We start from the raw sequence: 22,586 nt of genomic DNA, 5'->3' as shown, positions 1-22,586 counted from the left end.
GACCCAGGAGAGGCAATGGACTTTCGGTTCAAGGCAGACAGGCTTCCGGTGCTCGTGTCGATGCCCCATGCGGGCACCGACATTCCGGACGAGGTAGCAAGCACAATGTCGCCCTGCGCGGCCGCGCGTGCGGACACCGACTGGCACCTGCCCGAACTGTACGGCTTCCTGGAAGAGATGGGCGTCTCCACCATCTCGGCGCGCTGGTCGCGCTACCTGATCGACCTGAACCGCCCGCCCGAGAACACCAACCTCTACCCGGGCATGGACACCACCGGCCTGTGCCCGGTCGACACCTTCGGGCGCGAGCCGCTTTACCTGCCGGGCAAGGTGCCGACTGAATCCGAGGTGCAGCGCCGCCTGCAGCAGTACTGGATGCCCTACCACGCCCAGCTGCGCGCGGAACTCGAGCGCTTGAAAGCCGAATTCGGCCGCGTGGTGCTGTGGGACGCGCATTCCATCGCGTCCACCGTGCCGCGCTTCTTCGAGGGCCGCCTGCCGGACCTGAATTTCGGCACCGCCGACGGCGCCTCCTGCGCACCTGGCCTGGAGCAGGCGGTCGTGGGCGTGGCCCGTGCCCAGGACCGCTTCAGCATTGCCGTCAACGGCCGCTTCAAGGGCGGCCACATCACCCGCAAATACGGCCAGCCCTCAGCGGGCGTGCACGCGATCCAGCTCGAGATGTGCCAGTGCCTGTACATGAACGAAGCGCCGCCCTTCGAGTACCGCCCGGATGTGGCGGCGCAGGTGCAGCCGCTGCTGCGCGCCATGATCGGCTCCGCCGCCGAGTGGGTGGCCACATGAGGGCCGTATTTGCCCGCCACGCGCTGTTGCCTCAGGGCTGGCAGCGCGACGTGCTGCTCGAATGGGACGTCCACGGCGACCTGACCCGCGTGGCGCCGCAGTCCGCGCCGCCGCTGGGCGTGGCGCGCGCCGACTATGTGGTGCCGGGCATGGTCAACCTGCACTCGCACGCCTTCCAGCGCGCGCTGGGTGGCCTCACCGAGCGCGCAGGCCAGGGGCCGGACAGCTTCTGGACCTGGCGCGACCTGATGTACCGCTTCGCCGCGCGCATCACGCCGGAACAGATCGAGGCCATCGCCGCCCAGCTGTTCGCGGAATGCCTGCGCCACGGCTATACCTCGCTGTGCGAATTCCACTACCTGCAGCGTGGCCCGGGCGGCGAGCCCTACGCGCGGCCCGCCGAAACCGCCGAGCGGATCGCGGCAGCCGGCCATGCAACCGGCATGGGCGTCACGCTGCTGCCGGTGCTGTACAGCCATGCCGGTTTCGGTGAGCAGCCCCTGCGTGCCGAGCAGCAGCGCTTCCGCACGGGTGTCGACGACATTCTCGGCATCGTCGATGCACTGGGCGCGCTGCGCGGGCCCCAGCTCGAAGTCGGCGCCGCGCCGCATTCGCTGCGCGCGGCAACGATCCAGCAGGTGCGCGAGCTGGCAGCCGGCTTGCCGGCAGGACGCCCGCTGCACATCCATATTGCCGAGCAGCAGGCCGAGGTCGAGCAGAGCATCGCTGCCACCGGACGCCGCCCGGTCGAATACCTGATGGAGCAGGTTCTCGTGGACGAGCGCTGGTGCCTGGTGCATGCCACCCACCTCAACGACGAGGAAGTACGCGCGCTGGCTCTTAGTGGCGCAGTCGCCGGCCTGTGCCCGACCACCGAGGCCAACCTGGGCGACGGCCTGTTTCCACTGCAGCCCTTCATCGAAGCCGGCGGGCGTTTCGGCATCGGCAGCGACAGCCACGTCTCGCAAAGCCCGGTCGAGGAATTGCGCTGGCTGGAGTACGGCCAGCGCCTGGTGCACCAGCGCCGCAATATCGCCTTCACACGCGAACAGCGCGACGTCGGCCAATACTTGTGGCAAGCTGCCTTGCGTGGCGGCGCCCAGGCGACCGGGCGCAAGGTCGGCGCGATCGAGGAAGGCCGCCGCGCCGACCTGCTGGTGCTGGACGGGACCCATCCGAACCTGGATGGCGTGGCGGACGAAGACGTCCTCGGCCGCTTCCTGTTCTGCGGTAACGACAACCTGGTGCGCGACGTGCTGTGCGGCGGGCGCTGGGTGGTGCAGGCAGGCCGCCACATGGCGCAGGACGCGATTGCGCAGCGCTACCGACAAGCCGTCAATGAATTACGCGAGGTGAGCCAATGACCGTACTGATCCCATTCGCAAGCCTGTCGCCGGTACCGTGGAAAAACGGCGGCGGCAGCACGACCGAAATCGCCATCGGCCCGCCCGATTCCGGCTTCGAGGATTTCGACTGGCGCGTCAGCCTGGCCACCATCGAGAAAGACGGCGCCTTCTCGCAGTTCCCGGGCGTGGACCGCACGCTGGCGCTGGTCGAAGGCCATGGCATGCTGCTGGACATCGACGGCGATCCGGTCTTGATTACCGACGGCGATCCGGTGGTCGCCTTCGATGGCAGCTCGGACGTCACCGCAAAGCTCAGCCGCGGCGGCAGCACCGATTTCAATGCGATGACGCGCAGCGACCGCTGCTACCACACCTTCGGGCGGCGCCGGCTCACCGGCATCTCCACGTTCGTCGCGCGCGCCGACATCACGGTGCTGTTTCTGGCCGAAGGCGAAGCACTGGAATTGCGTAACGAAAAGGAGCGCATCGGCTTGGTGCGCTTCGATGCCGTGGTGCTCGAAGCGGGCTCGGTCTGGAAGCTGGAAGCAGGGCAGGCGATGATCTACATCGTCGACATCACCTACCACAGCGAAGAGGATGAAGAGTCGTATGAGTGAGGCGGCGGACCTGCTGTTCACCAATGTGAATCTTGCCACGATGGTGGATGGCTACGGGCTGATGGAAGATGCCGCGCTCGCCGTCAAGGATGGCCGCATCGCCTGGCTGGGCGCGCGCGGTGTTGCGCCGGCGGCAAGTGCAGAACACGATTGCAAGGGCATGTGGATGACGCCGGGCCTGGTCGACTGCCACACCCACATCGTCCACGCCGGCAACCGCAGCAACGAATGGGAAGCGCGCCTGAACGGCGCGACCTACGAAGACATCGCGCGCCAGGGCGGCGGCATCATGTCCACGGTGCGCGCGACGCGCCAGGCGGATACCTCCGCGCTGCTGGCGCAAAGCCTGCCGCGCGTGGCCCAGCTCCTGTCAGAGGGCGTGACCACCATCGAGATCAAGTCGGGTTATGGCCTCGCGTTGGAGGCCGAAGAGTCCATGCTGCGCGCCGCGCGCGAAGTCGGGCAGCGCCTGCCGGTGCGGGTGGCCACCACCTTCCTGGGCGCCCATGCGCTGCCGCCGGAGTTCGCCGGCCGCCCAGACGCCTATGTCGACGAATTGTGCGAACGGATGCTGCCGCAGCTGGCCGAACAGGGGCTGGTGGACGCGGTGGACGCCTTCTGCGAGCGCATCGGCTTCACGAATGCCCAGACCGAGCGGGTGTTTGCCGCCGCCCGCGCGCTCGGGCTGCCGGTCAAGCTGCATGCCGAACAACTGTCCGACCAGGGCGGCGCCGAACTGGTGGCGCGTTTTGGCGGCCTGTCGGCCGATCACCTCGAATACTTGACCCCAGCCGGCATCGAGGCGATGGCGCGCGCCGGCACGGTGGCGGTGCTGCTGCCGGGGGCCTACTACTTCCTGCGCGAGACCACGCCGCCGCCGATCGCTCGGCTACGCGAAGCGGGCGTGCCGATGGCCGTGGCCACCGACTGCAATCCCGGCACCTCGCCCATGACCTCGCTCCTGCTGGCGATGAACATGGCCTGCACGCTGTGGCGCCTGACGCCGCAGGAAGCGCTGTTGGGCGCCACCAGCCATGCCGCGCGGGCGCTCGGCCTGAACACGGAGATCGGTACGCTGGAAGTGGGGAAGGCGGCCGACCTGGCCCTGTGGGACATCGCCCGCCCGGCCGACCTGGCCTATGCGATGGGGTTCAATCCCTGCCGCGCCGTGGTGAACGGCGGCGTGGTACGTGCGGCGCATATCGCGCCTGGGTGTTATGCGTCACGCATGGGTCACTAATCTGCGGCTGACCCCTGCTTTTCTTGATCAGCGTCAAGTCGCCGGATTCCAGCTCGGGAATTATTACCTAAACGGCCGCAATAACAGTAACCGCCGGTAAAGATTAATCCCAAATTAAGGAAGCACACTTATAGTTCGGCTGTGTGTTTCAACATCTCCCCTCCCCATTTGAAAAAATGGGTTCGCCCACGGCGCCTTACGGTCCCGTGGGTTTTTCTTTGTGCTTTAGCTCCGGCGTTCGGCCATCGCGGTGAGGGTGTCGCCGGTCAGTCGGCAGATGCGCCAGTCGGGCATCACGTCCGCGCCCATCGACTTGTAGAACTGGATGGCCGGCTCGTTCCAGTCCAGCACTGACCACTCGAAGCGGCCGCATTCGCGCTCGACGGCGATCTGCGCCAGGCGCGCCAGCATCTTCGTGCCATAGCCCTTGCCGCGGTGCGACTGCAGCACGTAGAGGTCTTCCAGGTACAGGCCCTTTTTAGTCAGGAAGGTCGAGAAGTTATGAAAGAACAGGGCGAAGCAGACGACCTTGCCATCCTCTTCTCCGATGATGGCTTCGCACGACGGACGCACGCCGAACAGGCCTTCGTGCAGCAGGGCTTCGGTGGAGGCCACCAGGTGTTCGAGTTTCTCGAACACGGCCAGCTCCAGGATCATGGCCTGGATGTGCGCGACGTCGGATGGGGTGGCAGGGCGGATGGAAAATTGGGTCATGGAGTTTCGATGGCGTTGTTCAGGTTTGCGGATTGCACGGTGTTGGCTGCGGGTGCGCGCAGGGCCCAGGCCACGCTGGCCAGGCACAGGATCATGCCGGCGAATTCGATCGGGCCCGGGCGGTAGCCTTCGAGCTGGATCGACAGCAGCACCGACAGCACCGGCGTGACGACGCCGATGTAGACGGTCTTCTGCGCGCCGATGCGGTTGATCAGCGTGAAGTAGGCAAAGAAGGCGATCACCGAGCCGAAGATCGACAGGTAGACCAGCCCGGCCCAATAAGTGGCGCTCGCAGGCAGCACGAACCGGTCGCCATTGAGCAGCGACCACACGGTGACCAGCGAAGCGCCCCACAGCATCGACCAGGCCATGGTCAGCGGCAGGTTGGCGCACTCCTTCTGCACCTTGCTGACCACGATGCTGCCGGCCGAACTGGCGATCGTGGCCACCAGCGCCAGCACCACGCCGGCGATGAACTTGGCGCTGCCACCCGCCTGGTAATCGTTCCAGGCGGCGCCGATCGAATGCCAGAACAGCAGCGCCACGCCGGCCATCGCCGCCACGCCGCACGCAATGGTGCGCGGGTTGATGGCGGTGCCGAAGAACAGGCGGCTAAGCAAGGGCGTCCAGAACACCATCAGCGCGAATACCACCGCCACCAGTCCCGACACCACGTATTGTTCGGATTCGTAGGTGCACAGGTAAGAGATGCAGAAGGTCAGGATGCCCTGCAGCGCGATCCAGCGGTGGGTACGCAGCGGCAGCGCCAGGCGGTCGCGCCGCACGATGCAGATGATGAAGAGCGTGGCCGCGGCCAGGAAGAAGCGGTAGGCCACCGACACTGCAGGCGGGGCTTCGCCCAGCTGCAAGGTGATGGCGAAGAAGGTCGAACCCCAGATCAGCGAGGCGACGGTAAAGAGGGCGGAAGAAGGCATCGCGGGAGTATACGTGCTCCCGGGTTTTGACGCACGGTCCGATCAGCCGCGACCCGTAGGGTGGGCAGGTTTCCTGCCCGCGCGTTCAAATCACGTGTGCATGGACGCACCGTGGCTCCATCGCGTTCGTTGAACGCGCGGGCGGCGGAGCCGCCCACCCTACTAGTAGGTGAGCTTGAAGCGCCGGTAAAGGAAGCTCAAAACAAACAGCGGCCCAATCAACAGGAATTTCAGGTCATCAAAAAACGACGGCTTCTTCCCCTCGATCTTGTGCCCGATGAACTGCCCGATCCAGGCCACCACGAACACGGCAACCGACACCGGCAGCACCGTCATCGCCGGCATCAGCGCCAATACACCCAGCATCGCGGCGCTCATCACGCCCATGCCGACTGCAAACCCGCGCGAGAGCTTGAGGTAGTAATACAGCGAGCCAAGCGTGACCGCGATGGCCACCACCGGATGGATCGCCCACAGGATACCCAGCAGGCTGAAGACGATCAGCGGGATGCACACGAAGTGGATGATCTCGTTGGTGTGGTCCTGGTGGCTGTCGCCGTAGCGCGCCAGCAGGATGTCGATATTGCGGGGTTGGGAACTATGGTTCATCGGTGTCTCCGGCGTTCTTGTTTCAGGCGATTCTACACCGTCTCCGCTTGCACAAGGCTGCTTGTGGCGGCCGCCCGCGGCGCCTGCAGCCGCAAGTTCGGATGCCCGGCAAACAGCTCCGACACCCATTCGACGAACACCCGCACCTTGGCCGACAAGTGGCGGTTCTGCGGATAGACGATGTGCACCGGCAGCGGGTCAATGCGCCAGTCGGGCAGGACCTGGACCATGCGGCCGGCCGAGAGGTGTTCGACCAGCAGGTAGTCGGTCATCATGATCACGCCCAGCCCCGCCAGGCCTGCCTTGACGTAAGCGTTCGAATCGTTGAGGGCGATCGCGCCGGGCAGGGCGACTTCGATACGTTCGCCGTCGCGGGTGAAATCCCAGTTCAGGATCTTGCCGCTCTTGGTCGAGAAGTAGTTGACGCAGCGGTGGCGCTCGAGGTCGCGCGGGTGCTCCGGCAGGCCGAAGCGTTCGATATAGCCGGGCGAAGCGCAGGTGACGAAGTTGATCACGCCGATGCGGCGCGCGATCAAGTTTGGGTCGAGCAGTTCGCCGCCGCGCACCGCGCAGTCGACCCCTTCCTCGACCAGGTCGATCACGCGGTCGGTGCTGCCCAGTTCCATCGTGATGTCCGGGTAGCGCTCGAAGAAGGCCGGCAGGGCGGGGATCAGGATTTCCGACGACAGCCCGGTGGGCGAATCCACGCGCAGGCGCCCGCTTGGGCTCAGGCGATGCCGTGACAGCGATTCCTCGGCGTCGCGCACGTCCGACAGAATCTGGATGCAGCGCTCGTAATAGGCCGCGCCATCCGACGTAATCATGACCTGCCGGGTCGTACGGTGCAGCAGCTTGACCGAGAGCGTGGCTTCGAGCGTCTGCACCAGGGTCGAGACGGTGGCCTTGGGCAGGTTCAGCATCTCGGCCGCCTTGGTAAAGCTGCCGCAGTCGACCACCTGGATGAAGACTTCCATGGCCTGGAGTTTGTTCATGTCGGACCCCCTTTGTCCTGTTTTGCTGCGATTGTTCGGAAATCTGAACAATCAATTCGATATTGCCGTCTTTATCCGATTGTAGATGAAGACTATATTGTGTGCATCGCAGCAAAAAGTAAACACAGGGAGCAGCTCATGAGCATTCGGAACTCAATCTTCAACACGGTCGCGCTGGCACTCGGTGCAGTCGCATTGGCGGGCCTGCTGGGAACCGACGTCTATTCCCAGGCCGCTGGCGCAGAAGCGCGCGGCCTGCAGGCGCTCTCGATGCAGGTCGAAACCCTGGCGCCTGGAGGCCAACCATGAGCGCGGCGCTGGAGATCCAGCAGACCGGCACGCTCGCCGTGCGCGATCTCGACGTCGCCGGCGCCCAGGGGCCACTCGCGGCGCGCCTCTACCTGGCCGGCACGCCGGTCAAGCGCGACACGCTGATCGTGTTCTTCCACGGCGGCGGTTTCGTCGACGGCGACCTGCAGGAAGCCGACGAATTCCTGCGCCACCTCGCCGAAAGCAACGAGGAACGCGCCGTGCTGGCCTCGAACTACACCCTGGCAACCGTCAGCCCCTTCCCGGCCGCGGTGGAAGACGCCCACGCGGTGCTGCTGTGGACGACGAAGAACAAGGCGAAACTCGGCTGGTCCGGCAAGAAGCTGGTGGTGGCCGGCATCGAGGCAGGCGCCAACCTGGCCGCGGTCTGCGCCCTGATGGCGCGCGACCGCGCCGCGCCCAAGCTGGCCGGCCAGATTTTAATCATGCCGATGCTCGACCCGGGCCTGTCCACCGGCTCGATGCGCCAGCTCAACGGCTGCCCGGACCGTGAAAAGCTCAGCACCGATTGCGCCGCCGCCTACCGTGGCTACCTGCCGCCTGCGGCCGACCGCGCCCACCCATACGCGTCGCCGCTGCGCTCGACCCGGCTGAAGAACCTGCCGCCGGCCCTGATCCTGTCGGCCGAAGACGATCCATTGTGCGACGAGGCCGAACAATACGGCGCCAAACTGATCAACGCCGGCGTGCGCACGACGGTGCGTCGCATGCCGCCGGCCCCCCTGCAAGACCCGAACGGGCGCAATGAATGTGCATGCAAGGTGCACGCGCTCGCCGAGATGGCGACCTTCCTTGCAGGACTGGATCGCTGACCCCTCAGCACCCGCTCTAACCCTTCGCGCTTCCCCGAATTCCGTGCCTTCCAGGCGCGGAGGGGGCCTTTTTTTCCCGTTTTCTGCTCGCGCTCACGGCGCCGGCAAAGTTTTTGTCTCCACACATAAGAAAGGTTCATCATGAATAACCACCAACAACGCAAGGGCAGCGTCAGGATCCTCGTCGGCGCCCTGGCGGCCGTGGGCCTCGCAGGCGCCATGCTCACCGGCTGCGCCGACGCCAACAGCAAGGCCGACGCGGCTGCCGCTCCCAGCGCGCCGCCGGTCTCCGCCGCGGTCGTGTTCGAGAAGTCGGTCGCCGAGACCCAGGAGTTCTCGGGCCGCCTGGAAGCCATCGAGGTAGTCGAAATCCGTCCGCGCGTCAGCGGCTACATCACCGCCGTCAATTTCAAGCCGGGCGCCGAAGTGAAGAAGGGCGACGTGCTGTTCGTGATCGACCAGCGTCCCTACCAGGCCGAAGCCGACCGCACCAATGCCGCCGCGACCGCGGCACGCGCCCGTGCCGACCTGGCCCGCCTCGAACTGCAGCGCGCCGAACGGCTGCTCGCCGACAAGGCCATCGCCCAGCGCGAATTCGACGAGAAGTCCGCCGCCCAGAAGGAACTCGACGCCGGCGCCAGGGCCGCCCAGGCCCAGCACGAGTCGGCGCGCCTGAACCTGGCCTATACCCGCGTGACCGCACCGATCGACGGGCGCGTGTCGAAGGCCGAGATCACCCTCGGCAACCTGGTGGATGCTACCGCCGTGCTGACCTCGGTGGTGTCGCTGGACCGCATCTATGCCAGCTTCGACGGCGACGAACAAACCTATCTACGCGTCGGCACCCGCGCCCAGCGCGGCGCCCCGGCCGTGGTCAAGGTCGGCCTGACCAATGAAGAAGGCTTCCCGCACGAGGGCAAGCTCGAATTCGTCGACAACCAGCTCGACGCCAACACCGGCAGCGTGCGCATGCGCGCCACCCTGGCCAATCCGGACCGCCTGCTGGCGCCCGGCCTGTTCGCCCGCGTCCAGGTGGGCAGCGGCGTCGCCGGCCAGGCCGTGGTGATCAACGAGCGCGCCGTCGGCACCGACCAAAGCCGCAAATACGTGGTGGTGGTGGGCAGCGACAGCAAGGCCGAGTACCGCCCGGTCACGCTCGGGCCGGTGGTGGACGGCCTGCGCGTGGTGCGCAGCGGCCTGAAGGCCGGCGAGAAGATCGTCGTCAATGGCTTGCAGCGCGTGCGCCCCGGCGCCCCGGTGACCGTGCAAATGGTGGCGATGGACGCCGATCCGACGGCAACAGCGGCCAAGGGCGGCGCCAAGCTCGCCCTGAACACGGCCGGCAAGGAGTAAGGTCATGAACTTTTCCCGCTTTTTTGTGGACAAGCCGATCTTCGCGGTCGTGCTGTCGGTGATCATTTTTGTCGGCGGCCTGATCTCGATCTTCCAGCTGCCGATCTCCGAATACCCCGACGTGGTGCCGCCTTCCGTGGTGGTGCGCGCCCAGTACCCGGGCGCCAACCCGAAAGTGATCGCCGAAACCGTCGCCGCGCCGCTGGAAGAGCAGATCAACGGCATCGAGGACATGCTCTACATGACCTCGCAGAACACCTCGGACGGTGCGCTGGCGCTCACGCTCACCTTCGCCATCGGCACCGACATCGACCGCGCCGAAAGCCAGGTGCAGAACCGCGTCCAGCGCGCGCTGCCGCGCCTGCCGGAAGAAGTGCGCCAGATCGGTGTCACCACCGTGAAAAGCTCGCCCAACCTGACGATGGTGGTGCACCTGAATTCCCCGGACGGCCGCTACGATGACCTCTACCTGCGCAACTACGCGGTGCTCAACATCAAGGACCAGCTGGCGCGCCTGAACGGCATGGGCGAGGTCCAGCTGTTCGGCTCGGGCGACTACGCCATGCGTGTCTGGCTCGACCCGCAGAAGGTGGCGGCGCGCGGCCTGACCGCGGGCGACGTGGTGTCCTCGATCCGCGAGCAGAACGTGCAGGTCGCGGCCGGCGTGGTCGGCCAGGGCCCAACCAAGGACGCCCAGTTCCAGCTGACCGTGAATACCCAGGGCCGCTTGAGCAGCGTGGAAGAATTCGGTGCGATCGTGGTCAAGGCCGGCGAAGATGGCGCCGTCACGCGCCTGAAGGACGTGGCGCGCCTGGAGATGGGTTCCAGCTCCTACGCCCTGCGCTCCCTGCTGAACAACAAGTCGGCCGTCGCAATCCCTATTTTTGAGGCGCCGAACGCCAATGCGCTGCAACTGTCTTCCGACGTGCGCGCCAAGATGGACGAATTGTCGAAAGACTTCCCCGAAGGCGTCGAGTACAGCATCGTCTACGACCCGACCCAGTTCGTGCGCGAGTCGATCGATTCCGTCATTACCACCCTGCTTGAAGCCGTGGTGCTGGTGGCGCTGGTGGTGATCGTCTTCCTGCAGACCTGGCGCGCGTCGATCATCCCGCTGCTGGCGGTGCCGGTGTCGGTGGTCGGCACCTTTGCCGTGATGCTGATGTTCGGCTTCTCGATCAATACGCTGTCGCTGTTCGGCCTGGTGCTGGCGATCGGCATCGTCGTCGATGACGCCATCGTGGTGGTGGAAAACGTCGAGCGCAATATCGGCAACGGCTTGTCGCCGCGCGACGCCACGATCCAGGCGATGAAGGAAGTATCCGGCCCGATCATCGCGATCGCGCTGGTGCTGTGCGCCGTGTTCGTGCCGATCGCCTTCGTGGCGGGCCTGACCGGCCAGTTCTACCGCCAGTTCGCCCTGACCATCGCGATTTCGACCGTGATCTCGGCCTTCGCTTCCCTGACGCTGGCGCCTGCCTTGTCGGCTGCGCTGTTGAAAGCCCACGACGCGCCGAAAGACCGCCTGACCCGCATCATGGACGCCGTGTTCGGCCGCTTCTTCGCCGCCTTCAACCGCTTCTTCGGCCGTGCCTCGCACAGCTACGAGGGCGGCGTGAAAACCGTCCTGCGCCGCAAGACCGCGACCCTGGGCGTCTACCTGGCCCTCGGTGTGGCCGCGGTCTTCATGTTCAAGGTGGTGCCGCCGGGCTTCGTGCCGGCCCAGGACAAGGGTTACCTGATCGGCTTCGCCCAGTTGCCGGACGCCGCTTCGCTGGACCGTACCGACGCCGTGATCCGCCGCATGTCGGCCATCGCCAAGGACATCCCCGGCGTGGAATCGTCGATCGCCTTCCCGGGCCTGTCGATCAATGGCTTCACCAATGCGCCGAATGCGGGCATCGTGTTTACCTCGCTCAAACCCACCAGCGAGCGCAAGGGCAAGGCGCAATCGGCCGAAGCCATCGCTCTTGAGATCAACAAGCGCATGGGCGCGGTGGAAGACGCCTTCGTGATGGTGCTGCCGCCGCCCCCGGTGAATGGCCTGGGCACGACCGGCGGCTTCAAGCTGATGCTGGAAGACCGCGGCAACCTCGGTTACGACGCGCTCTACCAGGCCACGCAGGCGCTGCAGGCCAAGGCCTGGGGCACGCCGCAACTGGCGGGCGTGTTCTCGAGCTACCAGATCAACGTGCCGCAGCTGTTCGCGGACGTCGACCGCGTCAAGGCCAAGCAGCTCGGCGTGCCGCTGGCGACCATCTACCAGACCTTGCAGGTGAACCTCGGCTCGCTGTACGTGAACGACTTCAACCAGTTCGGCCGCACCTACCAGGTGCGGGTGCAGGCCGACGCCCAGTTCCGCTCGCAGCCCGAGCAGATCGCCCAGCTCAAGGTGAGGAGCAGCAAGGGCGAGATGATTCCGCTGTCGTCGCTGATGCAGGTAAAGGACAGCTATGGCCCGGACCGCGTCCAGCGCTATAACAACTACGTGGCGGCCGACCTGAATGGCGGCGCGGCCCCGGGCGTCTCGTCGGGCCAGGCCCAGGCCATCATGGAGCAGCTGGCCAAGGACACGCTGCCGAAAGGGATCGCCTACGAATGGACCGACCTGACCTACCAGGAGATTTTGTCGGGTAACACCATGGTGTATGTGTTCCCGCTGTGCGTGCTGCTGGTCTTCCTGGTGCTGGCCGCGCAGTACGAAAGCTGGACCCTGCCGCTGGCGGTGATCCTGATCGTGCCGATGTCGATCCTGTGCGCCCTGATCGGCGTGAAGCTCACCGGCGGCGACAACAACATCTTCACCCAGATCGCGCTGTTCGTGCTGGTGGGACTGGCCTCTAAAAACGCGATCCTGATCGTGGAATTCGCCCGCGAACTGGAAGACCATGGCCGCAGCGTCGTCGAGGCCGCGCTGGAAGCGTCGCGCCTGCGCCTGCGTCCGATCCTGATGACCTCGATCGCTTTCATCATGGGCGTGGTGCCGCTGGTGTTCTCGACCGGCGCCGGCGCCGAGATGCGGCACGCGATGGGCGTGGCGGTGTTCTTCGGCATGCTGGGCGTGACCTTCTTCGGCCTGTTCCTGACGCCGCTGTTCTATGTCTTGCTGCGCACGTTCGCCAAGCGTTTCGAGAAAAAAGTCCCGGCCGCGAAGCCCCCGGTGCTGGACCTGGAAGGAGTACATTGAAATGAACACCATGATCGCAAGGGGCGTGGCCCCGCTGCTGGCGGCGCTGCTGCTGACGGCCTGCGCCACCCCTGAATTCAGGCAGCCGGCTATTCAAACGCCGACGGCCTTCCGCGAATCGCAAACCGCGGTCGTCGATGGCGTTGACGGCGCGCGCTGGAAACCGGCGCAGCCGGCCGAACAGCAGCCACGCGGGCAATGGTGGTTGGCCTTCCAGGATCCGGCGCTCACCGCGCTGGTCCAGGAAGCCACGGCCAACAACGCCAACCTGGCGGTGGCCGCCAGCCGCGTCAAGCAGGCGAGGGCGATCGCCGGCATTGCCAACGCCGACCGCATGCCGCAGGTCGGCTTGGGGCTCGGCGCCCAGCGCGCCCGCCCGTCGGCGCTGGAAGCCGGCCTGCCGCAGACCAGCTACACGGCCAGCCTCACCGCCAGCTACGAAGTCGACCTGTTCGGCCGCGTCGCAGCCGGCGTGTCGGCGGCGAAGGGCGACGCAGCCACCAGCGAGGCGAACTACCGCTCGGTGCTGCTGGCCCTGCAGGCGGACGTGGCGCAAACCTATTTCCGGCTGCGCGCCCTCGATGCGGAGCTGGGCACGGTGGCGCAGACGGTGAACCTGCGCAGCGAAAGCGTGAAGCTGACCCAGCGCCGCTTCGACCTGGGCGACATCGGCGAATTCGACCTGTCGCGCGCCAGGACCGAGCTGTCGACGGCGCGCGCCGAGGCCATCGGCCTGCAGCGCGACCGCGCCAACACCGAGCATTCACTGGCGGTCTTGCTGGGTAAACCTGCGGCGAACTACGTCCTTGGCGCCAACCCGCTGCTGGACGCCGCCACCTTGCCTGCGATTCCCGCCGGCCTGCCGTCTTCGCTGCTGGAACGCCGTCCCGACGTCAATGCCGCCCAGCGCGCGATGGAAGCGTCGAATGCCCGCATCGGCGTGGCGCGCGGTGCGATGTTCCCGTCCTTGACGATCAGTGCGGCGGGTGGCGGCATCGGCGGCGCCCTGTCGGACGTGTTCCGCTGGAGCAGCCGTTCCTGGGTGCTGGGCTTATTGACCTCGCTGCCGATCATCGACGGCGGACGCAACCGCGCCAATGTCGAGCGTAGCGAAGCGGTGCTGGAAGAATCGGTGGGCGTCTACCGCCAGAGCGTGCTCACGGCCTTTGCGGAAGTCGAGGACAACCTGGCCGGCCTGCGCATCCTGAGTGGTCAAGCCGAGCAGATCGATGCGGCCCAGGTGTCGGCGCGCCGCTCGGCCGACCTGGCGCAAAAGCTGTACGACGCCGGGCGCTCGAGCTATATCGAGCTGCTGGACGCGCAGCGCAACCTCGCCAATGTCGAGCGCACGGCGGTCCAGTTGCGCGGCAACCGCGCGGTGACGACGGTGGCCCTGATTCGCGCGCTGGGTGGCGGCTGGGATGCCAATCCGGCAATCGCCAACACGGTCGCACTGAAGTAAGCCTGTTTCCCAGGTGTTCTGCCCTTTGCGGCGGGTACGCGAGTGCCCGCCGTTTTTTTAGCGCTGTCCATTGGCTTTCCGCTAGCAAAGCAGGCCTGCTTGCATGTATAAATATGGACCTTTCACACGATGGAGACCTGGACATGTTCAAGCGACTGGCAGCAGAAGCCCTCGGCATCAGCGATATCGGCGTGATCATCGCGCCTGCGGATTACGACAAGGTCGACGCCGACGACTACCTGTTCTCGGAAGACGGCGAACAGATCTTCTTCCTCATCAAGAGCAAGAAGGACGAGTACTGCTTCACCAACCTGGCCCTGATCCACGTCGACGGCGATTCCGCCGTGTCGTCGAAGCGCTCGATCAAGCGCTACGAGTACGCGTCGTCCCGCATCGCCAACGTCAGCATCGAGACCGCCGGCACCCTGGACATGGACGTCGAGCTCAAATTCAGCGTGGGCGAAACGCCCTTCAACATCGATATCAAGAAATCCCATATCGAGCAGCTCAAGGACATCTACAAGGCCTTGATCTCGATCGGCAAGCAGCAGCACCGCGATGAGGTCGGCCGCGACAACGCCCTGCGCGCGCTCGACGCCACCGCCTCGATGCACAAGTTGAATGCGGTGCCGGCCGGCGGCAGCGTGGCAGGCCAGTTCGGCGAGCTGCTGGCCGCGGTGAACACCGCCATGCTCGAGACGCATACCCGGCGCGATTTCAGCGACACCTTCAGCAAATACATCCATAACTGATCGCGGTGGCGGGGACTACAATGTCCCCATGCCGCATTCCATCGACATCCCGACGTCCGCCGCGCTCACCGGGCTCGCGCCGGTGATCGCACCGAGCATCCGCGTGCTGGTCCTCGGCAGCTTTCCCGGCGCTGCCTCGCTCGCGGCGCAGCAGTATTACGCGCATCCGCGCAACCAGTTCTGGCCCCTGATCTCCGCCGTGATTGACGAGGACCTGGCGGCGCTGCCCTATGCTGAGCGCCTTCCGCGCCTGCTGGCGCATCGCGTCGGCTTGTGGGACGTGCTGGCTGGCTGCGAACGCGAAGGCAGTCTCGATTCCGCCATCCGCAAGCCCGCCGCCAACGATTTCGAGCGGCTGCGCGCGCTGTGCCCCGAACTGGAAACGGTCGGCTTCAATGGACAGGCTTCCGGCAAGTTCGCGCCGCAGTTCGTCGCTGCCGGTTACCGCACTGTTGTGCTGCCGTCCAGTTCACCGGCGCACCAGGTAATGACGTTCGAGCAGAAGCTGGCCCTGTGGCGCCAATTGGTCGAGCAGCCCGGAACCAGGCAGTCGGCTCCAGCGGCACAATCCACGCTGTTCTGACGCGCGCGGACAGCGGCTCAGCGGATATGCGTCCCCAGTGCACTCGCCCTGCGCAAATGCGCCAGCTTGGCCGAATACACCTGCCGCATCTCCTGCCGGGTGCTGGTGTCGACCGCCCTGGCGATCTGCTCGCGCGCGTGGGTCAGGTCGCCCAGTTGCAGGTGCGACACGCCGAGCCAGAAGCGGAACTCGTCGTTGTACGGAGCGCGTTTGACCTCGCGCTCGAACAGTTCCCTGGCTTTGCCGTAGTCGCCGGCACGCAGCGCGACCATGCCCTTGTCGAAGTGGTGGTAGGGCGGGAAGGGCTCGATGCTGGCGATGCGTTTGGCCAGGGCCGCGGCTTCGCCCTGCTTGCCCAGCGACGCCAGCACCGGCTGCAGGTTGCGCATGACCGCCATGTTTTCCGGCTCGCGCTCCAGGGCCGCGCGGTAGGTCTGCTCGGCCAGTTGCATGTCGCCGTGCTTTTCGTAGATGACGCCGAGCGTGTTCAGGGCGCGGATCATGCCGGGGCGCTGCTGAACCGCCGCACGCGCCCACCAGTAGGCGTCGTCGATGCGGTCTTGCACCAGCATCTCGGCGGCGCGGTTGTTCAGGTAGAGCGCGACGATGTCTTCTTCGTCCAGCTCGCGCGCACGCAGGCGGGCCGCTTCGTTCTGTGGAATGAAATCGACCAGCAGCATTTCGTCCTGGTCGCTGCTGCGTACGCCGCTCTCCTGGCGGTTGCCCAGGCTGATGTTCACGTGCGCGCTGGCCAGGTACAGGCCCGCGGTGCGGCTCCAGCTGTCCTCCACGTCGACGCTGCGGTAGCGCACCGGCATGCCCAACTCTTTCGCGAAGGCCGCGGTCATGATCACCAGCGACAGGCAGTTGCCCGAGCGGTCGGCGTAGGTTTCCGAAGCGGTGCGGGTTTTCGAGGATTCGTATTCGAGCTTGAGGTCGCTCTTGCTGTAGAGCGCAGCGACCAGGCCGTGGCGCTGGCCCTGCTGGCGCAGCGCGATGGTGAAGGACTGGCTATTGAGGTAAGCCCGCATGGCCGGGCTGAGGGTGAACAAGTCGTCGGCGCCGACTTTCTCGCGCGGTGGCGCGAAGCGCGCATCGGCAAACAGGGGAGGGGCCGCAGGCGGCTGCATGCTGGTGCAACCAGCCAGCAGCGATAGCGACAATGACAACAGGACCGCAAAACGCTTCATGACTCACTCCAAAGGCGTACTTACAGAGCGAGTATCTGCCTGTGCCCGAGGCTTGTCAAAGCTTGTTCAGTCCTCGTGGAAGGCTTCCACCAGTTCGTCCAGCAGTTCGGCAGTTTCCTCGTCGGACAGGCCGAGGTAGGCGCAGGCGGCGGCGCCGCCCTTGGCCCATTCGAGCGAATCGCCATGGCCCTGGTAGCGGCTGATGGCCGCTTCGGCCAGCAGCGACAGGGCGACCAGCGAGCGCACCGCGCCGGAGGTCGAGGCGTCTTCCAGCACGGCGAAATCGTGGTGGTGCAGGATGGCCCAGCCGACATCGCTGGAGAGCCCCCAATTGCGCGCCAGCAGGCAGCCGACCGCGGCGTGGGACGTGCTGTGGCGCTCGTCTTCCAGGGCCGTGAAGGGGCGCTCGGCGTCGAGCGAGGCGGCGGCATAGGTGTCGGCGTAGTCGGCGAAGCGGTCGATCAGCAGCGGCACGCCGGTGTCGCAGAACAGGCCGAAGGTGTGCGCCACGTCGGCCTCGCCGATGCGCAGGCGGCGCGACAGGAAGACCATCGCCTGGGCGCGGCGGGTCGAGATGTCCCAGAAACTGGCCAGGCTGGCGCTGTTGACGGGAATCGCCTGACGCGCCAGCAGGCCGGTCATCAGGGCCGCCACCTGGTTAATGCCCAGGAAGAGGATGGCCTGCTCGATCGACTTGGCCTTGCGGTGGCCGCCGTAGATCGAGGAATTGGCCAGCTTGAGCAGGGCGCCGGACATGCCGACGTCGCTCGCCACGATCTTGCCGATCGCTTCCGGCGACGGATCGTTCGACGCCAGTTCGCGCTGCATGTCGGCGAGCAGGCTCGGACGCGGCGGGATGCGGATCGACTTGATCAGGGCATCGACTTGGTCGAGCTGCGCGAGATGCGGGATAGGATCGGCGAGGGTATTCATGGATGGGGCAGGCAGGCGAAGGCTTCGGCGGGAAGCGAGGGGTTAGCCGCCATGATACCCCAGGCAGGTATTTCTTGCACTGAGGCAATGCTCTAACCCGGCCCCGAGTGTGGCGATTCCACCAAAACGACGCCTTGCCTGAGCCCGCGATAAAATTGGCCCATGGTAGTTTCGACAATAGCAGGAATCGATTTTACGGCGCCGGCGGAGATCGTGGCGCGCCAGCTGATCGGCATGACGGTGCTGGTGGACGGGGTCGGCGGACGGATCGTCGAGACCGAAGCCTACGACCGCGAAGACCCGGCTTCGCACGCCTTTTCCGGCCCGACCGGGCGCAATGCGGCGATGTTCGGCCCGCCCGCCCACACCTATGTCTACCGCTCCTACGGCATCCATTGGTGCCTCAATTTCGTCTGCCGCGAGGAAGGCCATGGCGCCGGGGTCCTGATCCGCGCGCTCGAACCCGTCGCGGGGCTGGAGCAGATGCGGGTGCGGCGCGATACGGGAAGCAGCCACAAGGACTTGCTGCTGTGTTCCGGTCCCGGCAAGCTGTGCCAGGCACTGGGCGTCACGCGCGCCCACAACGGCATGGCTTTATCACGCCCGCCGTTCGAGCTGCTGCCCGGCGCGCGCGACCTGGACATCGTGGTGGGACCGCGCATCGGGATTTCGAAGGCGATGGACGTGCCGTGGCGGTTCGGGCTGGCCGGCTCGCGCTACGTCAGCCGGCCGTTCCGCTGAGCTCAAGTACGGCGCTGGCGCTGCGGTTCGGCCGCGCTCAAGGCACGCATCGGACGCCCGCGCATCGCGCTGCCCGGCCCGCGCCGCTCGTCCAGGCCGTGGAAGCCTGCATCGGCATCGATGGCATCGATGCCCGCGATCTCCGCGGCGTCGGTGGCCCCGCCTTCTTCGCTATCGGTGAATTTGAAGATCGAAACCGCCTTGGCCAGGTTGACGGTCTGCTCGTGCAGGCTTTCGGCGGCCGCCGCGGCTTCTTCGACCAGGGCGGCATTTTGCTGGGTCATGCCGTCCATCTGGCCGACCGCCTTGTTCACTTCGGCGATGCCGTCGGCCTGCTCGGTGCTGGCGATGCTGATGCGGCCGATGATGTCGTTCACCTGGCGCACCGAGGCGACGATGTCGCCCATGCTGGCGCCGGCCTGGCTGACCGAGGCGCTGCCGTCCTCGATGATTTTTACGGAGTCGGCGATCAGGGCCTTGATCTCGCGCGCCGCCGCCGCCGACCGCTGGGCCAGGGTGCGCACTTCGGCCGCGACGACGGCAAAGCCGCGTCCCTGCTCGCCGGCGCGCGCCGCTTCCACCGCCGCGTTCAGCGCCAGCAGATTGGTCTGGAACGAGATGCCGTCGATGACCCCGGTGATCTCGACGATCTTGCGCGAGCTGGCCTGGATCGATTCCATGGTGGCCACCGCGCGCCCCACCGACTGGCCGCCGGTGGAGGCCAGCTGCGCCGCCTCCGCCGCCAGGTCCGAGGCGAGACGGGCATTGTTGGCGTTTTCCTTCACCGCCGTGGTCAGTTCTTCCATGGTGCTGGCGGTCTGCTCGAGCGAGCCGGCCTGCATCTCGGTGCGGGTCGACAGGTCGAGGTTGCCGCTGGCGATTTCCTTCGAGGCGGTGTCGATCGAGCGCACCGAGCGCATGATGCTTTGCAGGGCGCCGTTCAGGCGTCCGATGGAATGATCCAGCGCGCGCGAGGTGTCGGCGATTTCGTCGCGGCCGGCGCCGGGCGTGCCGGAAGGCTGCAGGCGGCCGTCGGCCAGGTCGTTCACCACCGTGGCGATCGAGCGGATGTCGGACAGCATGGCGCGCCGCACCAGCATCGTCACGATCAGCGACAGTGCGATCGACAGCACCACCAGGCCCGCCATGCTCATGCCGAGCATGCGGAACTCGGCCTTGGCGGCGGCGTGCGCTTCCACGCTGAGCTTTTTCTCCAGCGCGGCCAGGCGCTGCAGCTCGGTGTCGAGCGCGACGAACTGCTTTTCCGCCTTCTGCATGGAATTGGTGGCGATCGACTGGTCCACCGCGGCCAGTTCGATCGTCTCCGATACCAGCTTGCGGTAGCTCGCCAGCGCCGCCAGCGAGCCTTCCAGCGCGGTACGCTCGGATGGCTCGGCCAGCTTGGCCAGCTCGCCCAGCTTCGTTCCAATCGCGGCGTGCTTCTTGTGGATGTCCGCGGTCAGGGCCGTGAGGCGGTTCTGCGCGAAACTGCCGTTTACCCAGGCCAGCAGCTGGTAGATATTCGCGTGTGCAAAGCGCGCGTCGCCCGCCACGTCGGCCACGGCCTGCAGGCGCGCGGCGCGCACCTGCACCATGTGCTCGAGCGAGGCGTTCTGGCGCACCATGCCGTAATAGGCGGCTGCCGACAGCATGGTCAGCAGCACCAGCACGAGCCCCGGGGCCAGCAGGAGTTTGGGACCAATCCGCAATTTATTCAGCATGCTTGACTCCGGGGAGGGCAGGACGAGTTAAGTCGGCTTACTTTTTGTAGATGCCGGCTTCCAGCACCACGTCGTCGACCCGCTGGATATAGGTGGTCTTCGGCTCGATCTTGCCGCTGGTCGGGTTCTTGTACTGGTAGTCGACCCAGCCCTTGCCCTTGGCAGCAGCGACGTCGATGATCTCGCGGCGGTATTTCTTGCCGTTCGCGTCAGGCACGTCGGTCAGGTCCTTGCCGACGATCGACGGGTTGTAGGGGTGGGCCAGCACGATGCCGGTCTTCAGGTCGCGCATGTCGATGTACAACTCGCCCTGGACGTATTCGGCATCCTTCGCATTAATCTTCTTCATCATCTCGTCCTTGCCCTTGGCCTTCACGAGGGCGACGCCGCGTTCGACCATGGCGATGGCGTCCTTCTCGGTCGGCGAGTTGGCCAGCACGGGGGCGGCGACGAGGGCCAGGGACAGGGCGGCGGTAGTAGCGAACAACTTCATGGTGTAACTCCTTTGGTGAATGTTCTGGGGCCAACATTGCTAAAGTGCATTGCCAAATGTACCGGGGTGGGAAGGAGTTGGATTGCGGTAGCGCAATCGCAGGGCAGGACCACCCTGCAGCGTTGCGTGTTGGTGTCAGGGCTTGGCTGATTAGCAGCGGCGACCAGGGTTTGTCCCGTTCGCATCCCTTCTTGTTTTAACCCCATCTGTAGGATCAATCTGATTGATTGACGGCAACTCTGCATTAATTTCCGTGACGTAAGATGAATTCTTCCCGGCAACGCTTCTTCCTCTGCCGGTCTTTCGTCCAACGTTTCCTGGAGAACTTCCGATCATGACCGACTCGACGCCATCCAAGTTCAAGCCCTATACCCGGCAAACGATCCACCTGGCGCGCCAGTGGCAGTGGATGTCGCCGGACCTGCAGGAAGCGGTGCAGGTGGTGTCGCATGTGCTGCCGTTCCGCGTCAATGCTTATGTGCTTGAAGAGCTGATCGACTGGGACAAGGTGCCGGACGATCCGATCTACCGCCTGACCTTCCCGCACCGCGACATGCTGCCCGCCGCGGAATACGAGCAGCTGCGCGACCTGGTGCTGTACAAGAAGGACGACGCGGCCATCGCGCGCCTGGTGCACGGCATCCGCATGCGCATGAATCCGCACCCGGCCGGCCAGATGACCCATAACGTCCCGCGCGTGAACGACGCGCCGCTCAAGGGCCTGCAGCACAAGTACAAGGAAACGGTGCTGTTCTTCCCGAGCTCGGGCCAGACCTGCCACGCCTACTGCACCTTCTGCTTCCGCTGGCCGCAGTTCGTCGGCATGGACGACATGAAGTTCGATGCGCGCGAGTGCAGCGAGCTTGTGGCCTACCTGAAGACGCACCCGGACGTCACCGACGTCCTGATCACCGGCGGCGACCCGATGATCATGAATACCCGTTCGCTGGCCGAATTCCTCGAGCCCCTGCTGGCGCCGGAGCTGGCCCACATCCAGAACATCCGCATCGGCACCAAATCGGTGGCTTACTGGCCGCAGCGCTTCGTGTCCGACAAGGACAGCGACGACCTGCTGCGCCTGTTCGAGAAGGTGGTCCGGTCCGGCAAGAACCTGGCCATCATGGGGCACTACAACCACGCCGTCGAACTGCGTCATCCAATCGCCCAGCAGGCCGTCAAGCGCATCGTCGGCACCGGCGCCACGCTGCGCATGCAGGGCCCCCTGATCCGCCACATCAACGAAGACCCGAAGAGCTGGGCCGAGCTGTGGACCACCGGCGTGCGCCTGGGTGCGATTCCGTATTACATGTTCGTCGAGCGCGACACCGGCCCGCGCGATTACTTCTCGCTGCCGCTGGCGCGCGCCCACCAGATCTTCCAGGAGGCGTATTCGATGGTGTCGGGCCTGTCGCGCACGGTGCGCGGCCCGTCGATGAGCGCCTTCCCCGGCAAGGTGGTGATCGACGGCGTCGTCACCATCAACGACGAGAAGTTGTTCGCGCTGCAGTTCCTGCAGGCCCGCAATCCGGAATGGGTGCGCCGCCCCTTCTTTGCGAAATACGATCCCGAGGCCACCTGGCTCGACCACCTCAAGCCGGCCTTCGGGCGCGACAAGTTCTTCTTCGAGGAGGGCGGCAGCGCGCATCAGGGCGCACGGGGGCGGGTGATCCCGCTGGTGCCGGCAGGGCAGCGCGCCGGCGACACCGGCTGCAGCGCGGCCCTGCACGGCGGCACCGAGTCCGACGCCGCCTGATCCTCCGGAGACTTGCACC

At 65.8% G+C, this 22,586-nt stretch carries 21 protein-coding genes; 13 read left to right on the top strand and 8 right to left on the bottom strand.

All coding sequences use genetic code 11. The features are described 5' to 3' along the window. Window positions 1-15 precede the first annotated feature (15 nt). Genes hutG through hutI form a run of 4 tightly spaced genes read left to right on the top strand, consistent with a single transcriptional unit; the run spans window position 16 to window position 4,007 of the window. Window positions 16-804 (top strand): N-formylglutamate deformylase, encoded by a 789-nt coding sequence (gene hutG / locus AC56LR_RS01845; protein WP_497126771.1) that lies wholly within the window; start codon window positions 16-18, stop codon window positions 802-804. Further along, a complete protein-coding gene (locus AC56LR_RS01840; RefSeq protein WP_497126769.1) occupies window positions 801-2,168 on the top strand; it encodes a formimidoylglutamate deiminase in 1,368 nt (455 codons plus the stop codon). Before hutG ends, AC56LR_RS01840 begins: the two co-directional genes overlap by 4 nt. Next, a complete protein-coding gene (locus tag AC56LR_RS01835) occupies window positions 2,165-2,767 on the top strand; it encodes a HutD/Ves family protein (RefSeq protein ID WP_497126767.1) in 603 nt (200 codons plus the stop codon). The genes AC56LR_RS01840 and AC56LR_RS01835 overlap by 4 nt, the downstream gene beginning before the upstream one ends. Next, window positions 2,760-4,007 (top strand): imidazolonepropionase, encoded by a 1,248-nt coding sequence (gene hutI / locus AC56LR_RS01830; RefSeq protein ID WP_497126765.1) that lies wholly within the window; start codon window positions 2,760-2,762, stop codon window positions 4,005-4,007. The genes AC56LR_RS01835 and hutI overlap by 8 nt, the downstream gene beginning before the upstream one ends. A gap of 225 nt (window positions 4,008-4,232) precedes the next feature. Here hutI and AC56LR_RS01825 read toward each other — a convergent pair whose 3' ends face one another. From AC56LR_RS01825 to AC56LR_RS01810, 4 genes are all read right to left on the bottom strand, one after another. Then, on the bottom strand, window positions 4,233-4,721 hold the full coding sequence (locus AC56LR_RS01825; RefSeq protein ID WP_497126763.1) for a GNAT family N-acetyltransferase: 489 nt from the start codon (window positions 4,719-4,721) through the stop codon (window positions 4,233-4,235). Continuing rightward, window positions 4,718-5,656 carry a DMT family transporter gene (locus tag AC56LR_RS01820; protein ID WP_497126761.1) on the bottom strand — a complete coding sequence of 313 codons (939 nt, stop codon included), beginning with the start codon at window positions 5,654-5,656 and terminating at the stop codon, window positions 4,718-4,720. Before AC56LR_RS01820 ends, AC56LR_RS01825 begins: the two co-directional genes overlap by 4 nt. 162 nt (window positions 5,657-5,818) lie before the next feature. After that, a complete protein-coding gene (locus AC56LR_RS01815) occupies window positions 5,819-6,265 on the bottom strand; it encodes an Mpo1 family 2-hydroxy fatty acid dioxygenase (RefSeq protein ID WP_497126759.1) in 447 nt (148 codons plus the stop codon). Window positions 6,266-6,297: 32 nt separating this feature from the next. Next, window positions 6,298-7,257, bottom strand: a complete 960-nt coding sequence (locus AC56LR_RS01810) for a LysR family transcriptional regulator (protein ID WP_497126757.1) — start codon at window positions 7,255-7,257, stop codon at window positions 6,298-6,300. Between the two features lie 138 nt (window positions 7,258-7,395). Between AC56LR_RS01810 and AC56LR_RS01805 the strand changes: the two genes are divergently transcribed. The 7 genes from AC56LR_RS01805 to AC56LR_RS01775 all read left to right on the top strand — a co-directional run bounded on the left by AC56LR_RS01805 (window position 7,396) and on the right by AC56LR_RS01775 (window position 15,736). Further along, window positions 7,396-7,566: a hypothetical protein gene (locus AC56LR_RS01805; RefSeq protein WP_497126755.1), complete on the top strand. Its 171-nt coding sequence runs from the start codon at window positions 7,396-7,398 to the stop codon at window positions 7,564-7,566. Beyond that, window positions 7,563-8,399 carry an alpha/beta hydrolase gene (locus AC56LR_RS01800; RefSeq protein ID WP_497126753.1) on the top strand — a complete coding sequence of 279 codons (837 nt, stop codon included), beginning with the start codon at window positions 7,563-7,565 and terminating at the stop codon, window positions 8,397-8,399. Before AC56LR_RS01805 ends, AC56LR_RS01800 begins: the two co-directional genes overlap by 4 nt. Window positions 8,400-8,540: 141 nt before the next feature. Further along, window positions 8,541-9,752 carry an efflux RND transporter periplasmic adaptor subunit gene (locus AC56LR_RS01795; RefSeq protein ID WP_497126751.1) on the top strand — a complete coding sequence of 404 codons (1,212 nt, stop codon included), beginning with the start codon at window positions 8,541-8,543 and terminating at the stop codon, window positions 9,750-9,752. 4 nt (window positions 9,753-9,756) lie between these two features. Continuing rightward, on the top strand, window positions 9,757-12,939 hold the full coding sequence (locus AC56LR_RS01790) for an efflux RND transporter permease subunit (protein ID WP_497126749.1): 3,183 nt from the start codon (window positions 9,757-9,759) through the stop codon (window positions 12,937-12,939). Between the two features lies 1 nt (window position 12,940). Beyond that, window positions 12,941-14,401: an efflux transporter outer membrane subunit gene (locus AC56LR_RS01785; protein WP_497126747.1), complete on the top strand. Its 1,461-nt coding sequence runs from the start codon at window positions 12,941-12,943 to the stop codon at window positions 14,399-14,401. 143 nt (window positions 14,402-14,544) lie between these two features. After that, window positions 14,545-15,153: a PH domain-containing protein gene (locus AC56LR_RS01780; RefSeq protein WP_497126745.1), complete on the top strand. Its 609-nt coding sequence runs from the start codon at window positions 14,545-14,547 to the stop codon at window positions 15,151-15,153. 28 nt (window positions 15,154-15,181) lie between these two features. After that, on the top strand, window positions 15,182-15,736 hold the full coding sequence (locus AC56LR_RS01775) for a DNA-deoxyinosine glycosylase (RefSeq protein ID WP_497126743.1): 555 nt from the start codon (window positions 15,182-15,184) through the stop codon (window positions 15,734-15,736). Between the two features lie 17 nt (window positions 15,737-15,753). Here AC56LR_RS01775 and AC56LR_RS01770 read toward each other — a convergent pair whose 3' ends face one another. Then, the gene (locus AC56LR_RS01770; RefSeq protein ID WP_497126741.1) at window positions 15,754-16,926 is read right to left on the bottom strand and encodes a tetratricopeptide repeat protein; all 1,173 of its coding nucleotides are present in this window, start codon (window positions 16,924-16,926) and stop codon (window positions 15,754-15,756) included. Between the two features lie 66 nt (window positions 16,927-16,992). After that, window positions 16,993-17,859 carry an HDOD domain-containing protein gene (locus AC56LR_RS01765; RefSeq protein WP_497126739.1) on the bottom strand — a complete coding sequence of 289 codons (867 nt, stop codon included), beginning with the start codon at window positions 17,857-17,859 and terminating at the stop codon, window positions 16,993-16,995. A gap of 162 nt (window positions 17,860-18,021) precedes the next feature. Between AC56LR_RS01765 and AC56LR_RS01760 the strand changes: the two genes are divergently transcribed. Continuing rightward, complete coding sequence (locus tag AC56LR_RS01760) at window positions 18,022-18,600, top strand: DNA-3-methyladenine glycosylase (protein ID WP_497126737.1); 579 nt, start codon at window positions 18,022-18,024, stop codon at window positions 18,598-18,600. A gap of 2 nt (window positions 18,601-18,602) precedes the next feature. Here AC56LR_RS01760 and AC56LR_RS01755 read toward each other — a convergent pair whose 3' ends face one another. Both AC56LR_RS01755 and AC56LR_RS01750 read right to left on the bottom strand, forming a co-directional pair. Beyond that, a complete protein-coding gene (locus tag AC56LR_RS01755) occupies window positions 18,603-20,321 on the bottom strand; it encodes a methyl-accepting chemotaxis protein (RefSeq protein WP_497126735.1) in 1,719 nt (572 codons plus the stop codon). Window positions 20,322-20,358: 37 nt separating this feature from the next. Then, a complete protein-coding gene (locus AC56LR_RS01750; protein ID WP_497126733.1) occupies window positions 20,359-20,814 on the bottom strand; it encodes a cache domain-containing protein in 456 nt (151 codons plus the stop codon). A 334-nt stretch (window positions 20,815-21,148) separates the two neighbouring features. On the opposite strand from AC56LR_RS01750, the gene AC56LR_RS01745 reads away from it, so the two are divergent. Further along, entirely contained in the window at window positions 21,149-22,567 is a 1,419-nt protein-coding gene (locus tag AC56LR_RS01745) for a KamA family radical SAM protein (RefSeq protein WP_497126731.1), read from the top strand. Window positions 22,568-22,586: the final 19 nt, after the last annotated feature.

The sequence above is a fragment of the Telluria sp. ZT3P39 genome (assembly GCF_059685935.1).
This window is presented reverse-complemented; position numbering and strand designations above follow the sequence as displayed.